The sequence below is a fragment of the Oceaniferula flava genome (assembly GCF_016811075.1).
GTDB classification, from domain to species: domain Bacteria; phylum Verrucomicrobiota; class Verrucomicrobiia; order Verrucomicrobiales; family Akkermansiaceae; genus Oceaniferula; species Oceaniferula flava.
The window spans coordinates 389,163-402,135 of record NZ_JAFBGL010000001.1 but is presented as its reverse complement, the minus strand read 5'-3'; the positions used below and the strand labels follow the sequence as shown (position 1 = coordinate 402,135).

General features: G+C 54.5%; 10 protein-coding genes. 2 read left to right on the top strand and 8 right to left on the bottom strand.

Annotation, left to right across the window (positions count from 1 at the left end; genetic code table 11):
* The first annotated feature begins 20 nt into the window (after positions 1-20).
* Entirely contained in the window at positions 21-389 is a 369-nt protein-coding gene (locus tag JO972_RS01720) for a hypothetical protein (RefSeq protein ID WP_309488259.1), read from the top strand.
* 389 nt (positions 390-778) lie between these two features.
* Here JO972_RS01720 and JO972_RS01715 read toward each other — a convergent pair whose 3' ends face one another.
* The 7 genes from JO972_RS01715 to rpsN all read right to left on the bottom strand — a co-directional run bounded on the left by JO972_RS01715 (position 779) and on the right by rpsN (position 9,895).
* Positions 779-1,669, bottom strand: a complete 891-nt coding sequence (locus JO972_RS01715; RefSeq protein WP_309488258.1) for a tyrosine recombinase — start codon at positions 1,667-1,669, stop codon at positions 779-781.
* A 135-nt stretch (positions 1,670-1,804) separates the two neighbouring features.
* Entirely contained in the window at positions 1,805-2,617 is an 813-nt protein-coding gene (locus JO972_RS01710) for a PEP-CTERM sorting domain-containing protein (RefSeq protein WP_309488257.1), read from the bottom strand.
* A gap of 349 nt (positions 2,618-2,966) precedes the next feature.
* The gene (locus JO972_RS01705) at positions 2,967-3,794 is read right to left on the bottom strand and encodes a PEP-CTERM sorting domain-containing protein (protein WP_309488256.1); all 828 of its coding nucleotides are present in this window, start codon (positions 3,792-3,794) and stop codon (positions 2,967-2,969) included.
* A gap of 205 nt (positions 3,795-3,999) precedes the next feature.
* Positions 4,000-8,622: a lamin tail domain-containing protein gene (locus JO972_RS01700; protein ID WP_309488255.1), complete on the bottom strand. Its 4,623-nt coding sequence runs from the start codon at positions 8,620-8,622 to the stop codon at positions 4,000-4,002.
* Between the two features lie 225 nt (positions 8,623-8,847).
* Positions 8,848-9,288 (bottom strand): hypothetical protein, encoded by a 441-nt coding sequence (locus JO972_RS01695; protein ID WP_309488254.1) that lies wholly within the window; start codon positions 9,286-9,288, stop codon positions 8,848-8,850.
* Between the two features lie 14 nt (positions 9,289-9,302).
* Positions 9,303-9,563 (bottom strand): FmdB family zinc ribbon protein, encoded by a 261-nt coding sequence (locus tag JO972_RS01690; RefSeq protein ID WP_309488253.1) that lies wholly within the window; start codon positions 9,561-9,563, stop codon positions 9,303-9,305.
* A 62-nt stretch (positions 9,564-9,625) separates the two neighbouring features.
* The gene (gene rpsN, locus JO972_RS01685) at positions 9,626-9,895 is read right to left on the bottom strand and encodes a 30S ribosomal protein S14 (protein WP_309488252.1); all 270 of its coding nucleotides are present in this window, start codon (positions 9,893-9,895) and stop codon (positions 9,626-9,628) included.
* A 132-nt stretch (positions 9,896-10,027) separates the two neighbouring features.
* Here rpsN and JO972_RS01680 point away from each other — a divergent pair, with 132 nt between their 5' ends.
* Complete coding sequence (locus tag JO972_RS01680; RefSeq protein ID WP_309488251.1) at positions 10,028-11,659, top strand: fumarate hydratase; 1,632 nt, start codon at positions 10,028-10,030, stop codon at positions 11,657-11,659.
* A 23-nt stretch (positions 11,660-11,682) separates the two neighbouring features.
* Here the strand turns inward: JO972_RS01680 and JO972_RS01675 are convergent, their stop codons facing one another.
* The gene (locus tag JO972_RS01675) at positions 11,683-12,963 is read right to left on the bottom strand and encodes an NTP/NDP exchange transporter (RefSeq protein ID WP_309488250.1); all 1,281 of its coding nucleotides are present in this window, start codon (positions 12,961-12,963) and stop codon (positions 11,683-11,685) included.
* Positions 12,964-12,973 lie beyond the last annotated feature (10 nt).

Genomic DNA, 12,973 nt, shown 5'->3' with positions numbered 1-12,973 from the left:
CAAAAAACCACTCGAACGACATGATCGGAGCATCCATCTATTACGTGTTACTTGGTAGTGCTACCTTGTTTTTTATGGGTGCGATCCAATTACGCAAGGAACAGGACAGCTCCGCACGCAAGCTCTTGGTATCGGGTTTTGCTCTAATCCTGCTCTGCGCCATTTACATTTTCGCCCAGCAACTAGACATCATCACGATCAACTACACCCCATATCAGGACTACCTCTCTCTCTATGCCGCACCTGTGCCGGTTTTTCATAAAATTGTTTTCTGGGGGCATATTGCCTTATCGACTCTGGGTGCGTTGTTGGCGGTGATAGGCTTCGTTCTGGAAGCACGTCAGCAAATCCAATCACAGCGCGCAGCCTACAACTCCGAGGTCTCATGAATCCCCCGACCCTACCCTTCTTGATTCTTCAGGTGGACTATTACGTCTCGCTCCTTCTGCCCATGGCGTGTTTGTGGTGCACGCTGATTTGGTGGAAGCGCTATCGCACTCCCGCATTGCGATTCATGCTCATCTTTTCAGCGGTGGCAGCAGCAACAGCTTTCTTAGGCGGTATCCTGAATATGTTGCTCAGTGTTCCCTCCATCTCGGAATACGTTTGGATGAAAATGCCACAGCTTCACAGCGACCGCCTAATCAAGATCATCAACCTAGTAGCCGATGGTCGGTATATTTTTTGGCTGCTCAACAGCATGGCCTTTCTGGTATTTTGCTCTCAGCTATCCAAACCCCAGCGATCAAAGATAGCATCCTAGCCCTCGCAGAGATTATCAGCCTCTGGGATGAAATTTGCGATGAGTCGACTTGAGGCTCTTCTGATCAACGTGGGTATAGATCTGGGTGGTGGCGATGTCCGCGTGCCCTAACATGTCTTGGATCACGCGGAGATCGGCGCCGTTTTGCAGCAGGTGGGTGGCGAAGGAGTGACGTAGCAAATGCGGATACATCGTCTGCTCGATGCCCGCGGCCTTGGCGCGCTGCTTGACGATTTCCCGCACCCGCTCCGGACTCAAGGCTCCACCTCGAACACTGAGGAAAACCCACGATGAGGTCTTGGGCGACACCAGCTCCGGTCGTTCATGCTTCAGATAGTTAGCCACGGCCTGACACGCTTTGCCGCCGACAGGGACCAGTCGGGTCTTGTTACCTTTCCCTGTCACCCGAATGAAATGCTCATCGAGATCGAGGTTTTCCAACCGCGCCTGGCAGAGCTCTGAAAGGCGAAGGCCAGAAGCGTAAAAGAGTTCCAAAATCGCCAGATCCCGTTTCCCAAGTCGCTTGTTGATGTCAACCGAGGCTAACAAATTGGCGACATGTTGCTCGTTCAGCGTTTCCGGCAGATGCATCTCGCCGCGTGGCGGCTGCAAGGGCTCGGCAGGATCGGCGACGATTACCTTTCTTGCCACAAGGAAGCGGAAGAAAATCTTCATGTGCACCATGGTGATGCGCAGTGATGCGGCCGACATCCCACCGTCTTTCTGCGCTGCCAGAAAGCTCGCCAGCTCTTGAGTGCCCATATCATTCCACCTGGTCAGCCCAGGACGCGCCTCCGCCCACTTCGCCAGAGCATCCAGCGATTGCCTGACCGATAGCTGATAGGCTGACGATAGACCTTTCTCGGTAGCCAGGTAGAGCACAAATTGATCGATCCAAGAAGTCACAGCTCCGAGCTTAGCTAAAATAGACCAGAGAGCAATCTTTCCACACCAACCTCTTCCACCGACGGCATACCCCATCAAAAGAAGCCGCTCTACCTGGGTAGAGCGGCTTGGAAGGACACTTCGGAAGTCAGTGGATTACTTTCTTCGGCGCAGGATCAAAGCTAAACCACCGAGACCGAGAAGAGCTGCGGAGGATGGCTCCGGAACTGGAATCGTGCGAAGTTGCAAGCCATTAATCTGACCTGTGCCAACCGTTTGAGTAACCCAATTATCTCGGGTTCCTCTATATTCAAAGCTCTGAGTGGTATCGCTGGCTACGAAGGTTCCAATAATCGAGTCGCCAGATAACTCTCCAGCTCCACCGCCGGAAGCTCGGTTGTTTAAATCTGAAGCACCATGGGTGTTCGCTGTATAACTGTCATCAAATGATTGCGTGCCATCACTAAAGCCAACTTGCCAGTCCACACTCCGAGTCCCCCCCGTGCGGGCGTCATTAGTAAAGATTTGCAGGATATACGTGTCCCCAATTATCAGTCCAGACAGTGTCAAGGTAGCCGCATCAAATACACCGCCATCAAGCAAGTTTTCGATGTCACCGCCGGTAGCAAATGATCCAGTATTGTATGCTGTGCCTGTAGATCTGCCATTAGAGAGTGTGACTGTAACACCACCGCCGGTGTAACCCGCCCCAGTTAGAAGGACCTCATCTGCTTGGCCAAAGGTAACACCGTTGAGCGTTCCTGTAGCAGCCGTGCTGGCGTCAGTACCAGAATAGGCAAGAACGAAGGATCCAGTTGAGTTGTTGACGAAACTATCATCACCATCAACACCTACGCCATCGGCATACATATCGACTGAAGGGCTCCAAGTGATTAATGCTGCAGACGCGGCCATGGGAAGCAGCGTCAGTAGCGAGGCGTTTGCTAATAATTGATTTATTTTTATCATGTGTGTGTTTGGGTTTTTGTGTGTTGATAGATCGTCACTTAACCGCACTAAACCGGTAAGCGTTAATCTATTAGATCGTCCTATCAAAACATCAACCCACCATGGTGGTCAACCGAGATCGTCCCTTTTTGTGTCTTACTCAGAGCACAAAACAGGCTGATTCAAGAGCGCTGCCAGGCCACATTCAGCCACACTCAGGGAACAATGAGAGTGTCATCCATATTTCGGCATCATTATGAAATTGTTAGACCACGTGTCAGGCAACCGTGTGCCATGCCACCCCGCAGACAAGAAAAAGCCGCCCTACCTGGGTAGAGCGGCTTGAAAGGTCACTTAACAAGTCAATGCATTACTTCCTGCGGCGCAGGATAAGAGCAAGTCCACCGAGGCCGAGAAGGGCTGCGGATGAAGGTTCTGGCACTTCGGCAATTTGACGGAGCTGAATACCATTGATCTGGGAACGTCCTCCGTCGGTCCAGTTTGTGCCACCATCACTCGTTCCAGCAGTTTCAAAAGACTGTGTAGCTGCTGTAGCCACAAATGTTCCAATGATATAGTCACCTGATGTCTCGCCTGTGAGATCAGGTGCGGGAGTGCGATTATTTAGACTGGATTCTCCAATTGTGCCTGCCGTCAAGCTGTCTGCAAAGCTTTGTGTGCCATCACTAAAACCCGTGCGCCAATCCGTGCTATTGTTTGCACGCCCACCCGTGGTTCGTGCATCGTTGGAAAAAACCTGTATCTCGTAGGTGTTACCTATAGTTAAGCCTCCGAATGTGATAGTGTTGGCGCCAAAGTATCCTCCTGCTATCAGATTGAAGATATCTGTGTCGCCACTAAACCCTCCATCTCCAAAAGCATTATCAGTTTGACCAATAAGAACATCTGACTGAATAGTCACGCCACTTCCAGCATCCGTGTAGCCAGCCTGAAGCGTTGTTGCAATAACATCTGTAAAGGCTACACCATTCACTGTAGGGTTTTGGGTGGTAACATCAGTACCATTTACAGCTAATACACCAGTGCCGTTTGTGCTGACGAAGCTTTGATCGCCATCTATACCGACGCCATCGGCATACATATCGACCGAAGGACTCCAGGTAATCAGTGCCGCTGGTGCCCCCATAGGAAGCATCGCGAGAAGGGAGGACGTTGCTATTAATTTATTTATTTTCATGATGTGTATTTTGGGGTTTTGTGTGTTGATAGATTGTCTCGCAACTGGACTAAACCGGTAAGCATTAATCTATTAATGTCGTTCATTAAAACATCACCCCACCATAGTTTCAATCGAGATCGCACCTTTCTGTGTCTTACTCGGTGTATGAAAAACCTTGTGCTCTGACCTGCGGATTTTCCTTCCAGCCACCACTGCTGCGCCACTATTCCGTCACCTTAATCCGCATGAACTCGCGCCCGGACAGCCGTTCCCCAAAGGGCACGGCACTGCGATAGATATAGCTAACAGTGCCATCTCCGTTGTCGGTTTCCGACACCAACACCAGCTCGGGAGCCCCCTGCCAGATGCTGAGGTCTTCCGATATCTGAGCGGTCACGGTGACGGCATTGCGGGTGTGCTGGTTCACCTTATAAGTGAGGGTGAGGTAATGAATGGTTTCAGTGCCTACGGAGTAAGCGGCAACTTCAGCGGTGTATGGACTGTCCAGCGCATTGTCATCACTGGTGCCAAGGGCATACTCGATGAGGGCCTTGACTCCGTCACCATCGGCATCCGCATACGGGTCGCCGGCAAAACCAGCGGGGCTTGCCGCACCTGGCTGACCTCCCGCCTGCGCACTGGCGGCCCAATTGCTGCCAACATTATGATCGGGGATCGGAATGACGGGGGCAATCAGCACCATAGAGAAGCCATCGCCATCGGTCGCGCTTGGCCACGGTGCCGCATCGTCATAGGTGAAATCATGGATCAGCCCGCCGGAGGCATCCCTCAATACGACCTGTTCGCCGCCGTTGCTCAAACTCCCGGAGAATTCACTGTTGCCAATACTGTCCGTGCCGAAGCGCAGTGAACTCAAAGCGGCGCCGTATCGTTCTGAAAAGGCGGCTTTGTTTTTCACGATGATCATCCGTTCACCTGCGGGGATGACATTGTTCGGGCCGAAGGTGAAATCGATGCCATCGGTGAAGGCGACGCCGGACATGTCCACCGGCACAGGCGACACATTTTTCAGCTCCACAAATTCGAAATCATTCTTGTCTGCGGTGATCGCCAATTCCCCCGCCCCGGAGGGATCGGCTGGGTGGTAGTTGAGTTCGGAAATTACCAGGTTAGAGGCGTCGGCGAGCACAGGGTCGGGTGCGAAGAAGGCTGCGTTGAGCGCACTCCAGGCGCCGGCGTTCGGGTTGTATGTCCGCGACAAGAGCCAGCCGGAGGCGGTCACCGGGATTTCATCGGACACCAGTCCGGATTGCCCCGAGCCGGGGAGATTGCCAACCATGTTCAAGTTGAACGACAGATCTGTGCTCGTGTAGCTACGCTGATGCACCTCCGCTGCGATGGTGTTGTTGCCTTGGTTAAAATACGACACCGGCAGGGTGATGCTGGCAAACGCGTTGTCGGTCACGGTACCGGAGGAAAACTCATCGTAGGGGGCGTTGGCGGTGAGGTTTTTGCGGTCGACCTCCACCCCATTGACGTAAATGGCAATGGCATCGTCATACCAGTAGTTCAGGGTGAAGCTTTCATACTGCGAGAGGTCCGCGATGTTGATATCCGACTTCCGGAAGTAGGTGGTGACATTTTTCTGTATGCCATTGCTGCCCGGATCGACATCGACGTAGCCGACTACCGTGGCCTCGTCGCCATCGCCATAGCCGAGTTCCGACGGGCCGCTGCTCCATGTGTTGTCGTTAAAGATCTTCGCCCTCCATGCAGTGCCTTGGTTTGAGCCATCGTCGAGGTAAGACCAATCGTCACCAGTCTGCACGAAATTCGTGGGCACGCCACCGGTGCCATCGTAGTTGATGATGGTGGCCGCCGGATTGATGCCACCGCCGGGAAGACGAGGGTCGAGCGAATGCCGGTAGGGGTCTGGATCCGTGTCCAGCGGGCCAAACATGTAATAGACTTTCAAGCTGCTACTGCTGACGGCAATCGTCGGTCCCTCCCCAGGTGCTGTGCCGCCATGCTGGTTGTAGACCGGGGCATCGATGGAGGGATACATGCCGGCATTTTTAAACTTGGTGATCATACTCGCCGTTTGCCCAGGCAGCTGGCTGTTGATCATATTGTCTTGATACGATTGCCAGCTCGAGGGCGTGCGATAGCCCCAACGTGCACTCTCTGTGAGGATCGAGAGTTGGGTTTCATCGACCCGTTCTTGCAAGCGCTCGATGCTCTTGGCGGAAGTCAGCGCTCCGTCATTGAAGTAGTGTTTGTGAATCCGATCCGCCAGCAGCATCTCATAGTCAGGGTCGCCTTCGTCCGCCAGCTCATCCATCGCGCTCAGCGGACCTTGGTGATCGACGCTGTGACTCGGATTGCGCAAAAAGCCATCGGCATCCTTCATGAAAAACTTAAAAGGCACGCCAAGTGGCACCGAACCAGCCGCACGGAACTCGCTCTCAGAGTTGCCATTGGTCCACAGCAGCATGAAATCGATTAGATTGATGATATCAAGATGCGACTTGGCTGAGGCAAAGGGGGTCGAGCTGTCCAGCAGGGTTTGTGTTTCCTCCCACTGCTCCCCTGTTCCATCGTAGGCCTCGCCAGTTTGAAAATTGCCACCGGAGTTGTTGGCATTGATCGCCTCGTAGTCCTCCTTGTCACCGCCGAAATACTCGGACAGCATCGAGGCATTCCAGCGCTCGCGCAGGTGATACTGGCCCCAATAGCGACCGTTGATGTAGACGTGCACAAAGCGCCCGTGCGGAGCGATCTGCCCCATATCGAGCAGGGAGTCATCGGCGTATCGGTTCGACAGGTAGGCGCCGCGAAGCGACATGTCGTGGTTGCCCGCGCGGAGCTCGATGGCGTCGTATTTTTCTGCCGGCTGGTAGCTTTTCCAATCGTGGTTATCAAACAGATCAAATTCCAATTTCCCCGGGCCGTAATCCTTGCGGAAGGTGATCCGGATACTCCGCTTCGCGTAGTCAGTATTATAACCGCCAAATCGCTCCATGCCCGCATCCACCTGCTTGTTTCCCCCCTCAAAGTTGATCATCTCGATGGCGACTTCCTTTTCGTCGTAGTCCAGGTCGCCCGAGAAGGTTAGCGAAATGCTGGGAATGGACGTGAGTGCCGCATCGAGCTGGGGACCGTAGCTGGAATCTTGAGTGATCGCGGTGTCCATGTTCGGATCCGCGATGACATCCGATTTGAAAATATACGTGTGGGTATCGATATTGGTCGATTCAAACTGATCCTTGAACGCGGCGGCGCGCACGACGGTGGTCTGGCTGATCGTGATCGGATTTCCCGCGGTGTAAATCTGCCCGTGCGAGGCCGTCGGTTTGGAGCCGTCCGTAGTGTAACGAATCTGCGCGCCGGCGGTTAGGCTCGTGATTTCCAGTGGAAAGGAGGCGCTGTAAAAGCCTCGGTCGTGTGAGAAATTGGTGTCTTTGACAAAGCCCCCCATCGGCGTGCTGTTCGCCGCGCCAGGCGTAGGTGTTAGGAAATACCCTTCCATGGCCGCGGAGTCGGAGTAACCGAAGGAAATGTCCCCCCGTTGCTCGTCATAGGTCGGGCTGAACTCGGTGGCAATCGAGCTTCCATCCGGCTTCACCAGAGCAAGATACTCGCCATCGGCATTGAGGGAGAAATGGCTGTGCAGCTCTCCGGCAGGACCGTTCGGGCCCTTACCGGAAGCGAAGACCACCAGGTAGCTGCCCGGTGCCATGGTGACATCAGGGAAGGCCCATTTGGTAAGGTCCGCAGGATCATCCGTCAGGAAATAGCCCGCCAGCGAAGCGGACACACTGCCGGGGTTGTGAAGCTCGATCCAGTCCGACCGGTCACCGTCGCCATCTGCCAAACCGGATTCGTTATCCGCCATGAACTCGGTGATCACAGGCACTCCAGATTCGATGATCTTCACCGAAAGCGTCTTGGTGACGCTGCCATTGGCATTTGAGCCAACCAAGACGTAGTTGCTGTCGGTTGTCGGTGAAACTGTGGTGCTGCTGCCCCCTAACACATCGACTCCATTGAGTGTCAGCGAGGTGGTATTGCCACTGACATTCCAGCTCAAATTGACGTTGGCCCCCGATGTGCTGAAGCCCTTGTCGGCTGCGAAGGAATAGATCAAAGGATCATTGACCACAGCAACGGTGGTCGAGTCCACCGAGCTGCCATTGGCATCGCTTGCGGTGATCTGATAGGTCGTGGTGGCACTCGGCCCCGGGGTCAGCACCACGCTCCCCACTCCATTGGAGGTATGTGCAAGCACGTTGCCCACGCCTTGATCGATCTGCAGCGAGGTCAGCCCCGCCGAAACATCCCAGCTCAGGGTCAGCGGATCGCCCGGAGTGATAGTCGTCCAATCCGGGCTGAAAGAAACAATCCGCCCAGGGCCTGTGGCGGTGACTTCGTCGAGCGACAGCACACCGTCGTTGGCATCACCATCCGGTGTTCGTGTCACGCGGATCATGTTTCCTGTGACTCCACCGGCATCCACGGTGATGCTGGCCGGAGACCCCAGCTCATTGTTCGGGTTGAGCAAGGGCGAGGTGAACACCACGGTGCCACCGTCGAAGTCCTGATTCACATTTCCACTGAAGTTCACCACTTCGACCGTTAGATCGCGGAAGCGTGGCAGCCAGCTACCACTCCCCCCTCGATTGACCAAGGTGATTTCTTGAAAGGTTCGATCAGAAGGCAGGAGCACCTGCCAGGTGGGATCGTTGTCGGATGCCTCGGTGTGGGTGAAATTATTGACTCCATCGAGGGCGAGGCCGGCATCGTATTCATCCAGCGTGCTGCTTTGGGCTGCGGTTCCATCACTGAGATCGATCGGCTGAGCATGAGCCGTGTGAGCGAAGGACATCCAACCGACAGCCCATAAGAGGCTGCAGGCGATACTATGTAAACTATTCATCATTAGGGGGAGTAACGCTCAAAATGCGCACTCCCCGACATCAGGTAAACACAAAAAAGACGTTTCCCCCTGCGTAGACTGTCATCACGCTGCAACCACAGCGCAATCGTGGCCAATGACTTACCACACAGCACAACCAAAAGGCTTCAGCCCTTCCCACTCACAACACGGAGCCTAATGCCCCTCTGTAGGCGGGTAGATTTTTACGGGGATATCGGAATCCCTACTGATATAGCGACCAAATTGATCACGTTCGAGAATCAGATCGAAAGGTCTGCCATGCTCCCCTTCTTGCAGATCGAGAAGCAAGCAGCTTTGATCGTCGTTCATCCGCAGGTGGCGTAGCTGGTAGCGGGCCGATCCGTTGTCTAGCTTGGGCAGCTGCTCGGTCACCAGCGGTAACCACTGAGTCAGCGCTTCCGGAACCTGTGGTTGGGGCGAAACTTCGGTCTCGGCACTCTCCTGTTCCTCAGACGCCTTCTTGTCTGAATACTCGCGAAGTTTTTCCTTCAGCAGCGGCGAGCCATAGATGACCAACATCAAAATGCCCAATAGAGCGACAATCGAGAAAAGGCTCTTGCGAGTGTTGGTCTCTGGTTTCTCCGACTGCTCCATGACCTAGCCCCTCATTACTGGCGTTCATACACCCCCTCATCGCGCTTTTCCAACACGGTGAAGCCGGCCTTCTTGGCATCGGTCACAGAAAAAGGCTTGGTGATTTTGGGAGTGTTTACCCGACTAATCAGTTTCTTCACCTCATGGCGGCAAAGCGGGCAGACTTCAAGAGCCGGCCGATCAATCGGACGACGTAATTCAAAGCCCCGCGAACATACGCGACAACTCTTTTCAGGGTCGTCGGGATGAAGTGAAATGTAGTCGTATAGGGGCATAGCAAAGACGCAAGACGGGGGTGGACCGCCTTGCGTCAAAAAGTATCACAATAAAGTGCAGCTTACCAGCTGGACTTTGTCACGCCGGGGATCATGCCGTGTGAAGCAAGCTCACGGAAGGAAATACGTGAGAGCTTGAAACGACGGAGGAATCCGTGACGACGACCAGTGTGCTCGCAACGGTTCACCACGCGTGTGGGACTTGCATCGCGAGGGAGCATGCTGAGACCAACGTAGTCCTTCTCTTCTTTGAGCTGCTTACGCAGGTCTGCATATTTAGCGACAGTTGCTTGTTTGCGCTTGTTGCGCGCGATCCATGATTTCTTAGCCATAATTGGGGGAGCGGAGATAGCTGCTCTGAGGGGTAAATCAAGCCATTTTTGAACAAAAGTGCAAATTTTTCTCGTTCCGTCCTGTTTCAGGTTGCCTCCGGACCTGCTGCGGCCTTTATTTAACTTAACATCATGTCAGACACACCCTTTTTCTACCAAGACCCATTTCCACTCGGCCAGGACAGCACGGAATACGTGAAAATCAGCAGCGATTATGTGTCATCAGCTGAATTTGAAGGCCAAAAGATTCTGAAAATTGAGCCCGAGGCACTCACCATGTTGGCCAACGAGGCGATCAAGGCCGTCTCGTTCAAACTCCGCACTAGCCACCTGCAACAGGTCGCCTCCATCCTCGACGATCCGGAAGCGACCGATAACGATCGCATGGTCGCCCTGATGCTGCTGAAAAATGCGGAGATCGCCGCGAAGGGAATCCTCCCCGGCTGCCAGGACACCGGAACCGCCATTGTGATGGGAAAAAAAGGCCAGCAGGTCTGGACCGGCTGCCACGATGAGGAAGCGCTCTCCCACGGCATCCACAAGACCTACCAGGAAGAAAACCTGCGCTACTCGCAAAGCTCCCCTCTGAACATGTATGACGAGGTGAACACCAAGACCAACCTGCCAGCGCAGATCGATCTCTACGCAACGGAAGGCGATGCCTACAAATTCCTCTTCATCACCAAGGGCGGTGGCTCGGCGAACAAAACCTTCCTCTATCAGGAAACCAAGGCCCTGCTGAACCCAAAACGACTGGTGGAGTTCTGCATTGAAAAGATGAAGACACTCGGCACCTCGGCCTGTCCCCCATATCACCTCGCCTTCGTCATCGGAGGCACCTCGGCGGAGACCTGCCTGAAGACCGTGAAAATGGCCTCCACCCGCTACTACGATGAACTTCCCACATCAGGAAACGAACACGGCCGTGCCTTCCGTGACCTGGAGCTGGAGAAGACACTGCTCGAGGAGTCCCGCAAGGTAGGCATCGGCGCGCAGTTCGGTGGTAAGTATTTCGCCCACGATGTGCGCGTGATCCGACTCCCCCGTCACGGCGCCTCCTGCCCGGTTGGTCTCGGCGTCTCCTGCTCGGCCGATCGACAAGCCAAGGCAAAGATCACCGAGGAAGGGATTTTCTTGGAAAAACTCGAAGACAACCCAGGCCGCTTCATCCCGGAGAAATACCACGACTGGAAATTCAAGGGCGTGGAAATCGATCTCGATCAAGGCATGGAAGCCACCCTCGCGACCCTCTCCAAATACCCGGTCACCACCGCCATTTCCCTCACCGGCACCATCATTGTGGCGCGCGACATCGCCCACGCCAAGATCGCGGAGAAATTGGAAAACGGCGAAGGCATCCCCGACTACTTCAAGGACTACCCCATTTACTACGCTGGCCCCGCCAAGACCCCCGAAGGGATGGCCAGTGGCTCGTTCGGCCCCACCACAGCCGGCCGCATGGACCCCTACGTCGACCTTTTCCAAAAACACGGCGCATCGATGGTGATGCTGGCCAAAGGAAACCGCTCCCAGATGGTGACAGACGCCTGCAAGGAGCACGGCGGGTTCTACCTCGGCTCCGCCGGTGGCCCTGCAGCGCTGCTCGCCAAGGAACACATCAAGAGCCAGGAAGTCGTCGATTTCCCAGAGCTCGGCATGGAAGCCGTCTGGAAGATCAAGGTGGAGAACTTCCCTGCCTTCATTTTGGTCGACGACAAAGGCAACGATTTCTTCCAGCAGCTGAGTTCGTGCCCAGCGTGTTAGATCTTAGGGATTGAGCCCGTGTCTCACGGGCTCTCTACCAGCTCCGCTGCCTCATCGGCCTCATGCTTGCGGCCGATGTAGATACCCACCAGTCCCCAGAGCACGGCCACCGCAGTGCCCACGCAGAGGATCTGGGCAATGCTGAGCTTGAAATAGCCATCGCCTAACAGCGCAATGATCCAAATCCAGAACACATCGCCGCCGCGGTAGACGGCAACATCGATGATGGGCTTGGTTTTATACCGGGCCTCTTTATCCACCGCGGTGAAGAGAATCTCACGGGCAGGACGGGTGATGGCGTAGTTCCCCGAGCGCCGCACCACCTGCAATGCGAGCACGTAGAGCGCGATGGGATTCATGCTCAAGACCAGAAGCAAGATGGCTACCAAGAAAGGAATCAGAGACAGAGTCAGTGGCATGCCAAATTTACGCGACAGCCGGTTGGTCACGAAGATGCCGATGACAATGGTCAGGCTGTTCGTCACCAGCTCCACCACGCCCAGCCAGTAGGTCCGATCGGCCTCGGAGAATTCAGCCAGGACATTTTTCTGGGTGGAATATAGAAACGCACTGATGCTGGTGAACATGAAAATAAAGGCAGCAATGCCCAGCAGGCGCTTGTGGGTGATCAATTCCTGAAAACCTGAAAAAGGGTTGGGGCTGAGTTGCTGGCGATCGCTCTCCGCGTTTTCGTCTCGCTCGAAAAAGGTGTTCAGCAGCTTGATCAGCGGCAGGGTAAGCAAGAGCACTCCACTGGTCACTAACAAGATATTGGCCACGCTCATCTTCTGCGCCAGCAGCACCACTAACAAGGGGCCACTGATCGCGCCAGCACTGGCACCGGTATTGATGAACCCGAAGATGCGCTTGCTCTCTGCCTTGGTGTAAAGCTGGGACATAAAGCTCCAGAACACCGAGATATGGAACAGACTGAACACGCTGCTCCAGACATAGAAAATCTTCCCCAGCAAGGTGACTTCCACGCCCGAGCGGTAGGCTAGAAACAGTCCGGTGAAGCTGATGGAGAAAAACACAAACACCCCCGGCACCAGCACGCGGAGCGAGATCTTGGAGGCACAAACGTTGTAAATCGAGACCGCAACGATCGACACCAAAAAGGTCAGCGTCCACTGCTGCGCCAGACTCACATCCCCCCAGTTGCTCGGCAGGGCATCGCGCACCGGCTTCATGATCATGTAGGATGCCATGAGCACGAAGATGAAGAAAAACGCCGTCAGCGCGGCCTTCATCTCGGAAGGTTTAATCTGGGTGATCTGAGATAGAAATGAGGTCAAAGGATTCATAACAAATGGA

Coding starts and splice junctions, on each gene's coding strand:
- JO972_RS01720 (WP_309488259.1), top strand. CDS start 21: ATGATCGGAGCATCCATCTATTACGTGTTACTTGGTAGTGCTACCTTG.
- JO972_RS01710 (WP_309488257.1), bottom strand. CDS start 2,617: ATGATAAAAATAAATCAATTATTAGCAAACGCCTCGCTACTGACGCTG.
- JO972_RS01705 (WP_309488256.1), bottom strand. CDS start 3,794: ATGAAAATAAATAAATTAATAGCAACGTCCTCCCTTCTCGCGATGCTT.
- JO972_RS01700 (WP_309488255.1), bottom strand. CDS start 8,622: ATGTCCTTCGCTCACACGGCTCATGCTCAGCCGATCGATCTCAGTGAT.
- JO972_RS01695 (WP_309488254.1), bottom strand. CDS start 9,288: ATGGAGCAGTCGGAGAAACCAGAGACCAACACTCGCAAGAGCCTTTTC.
- JO972_RS01690 (WP_309488253.1), bottom strand. CDS start 9,563: ATGCCCCTATACGACTACATTTCACTTCATCCCGACGACCCTGAAAAG.
- rpsN (WP_309488252.1), bottom strand. CDS start 9,895: ATGGCTAAGAAATCATGGATCGCGCGCAACAAGCGCAAACAAGCAACT.
- JO972_RS01680 (WP_309488251.1), top strand. CDS start 10,028: ATGTCAGACACACCCTTTTTCTACCAAGACCCATTTCCACTCGGCCAG.
- JO972_RS01675 (WP_309488250.1), bottom strand. CDS start 12,963: ATGAATCCTTTGACCTCATTTCTATCTCAGATCACCCAGATTAAACCT.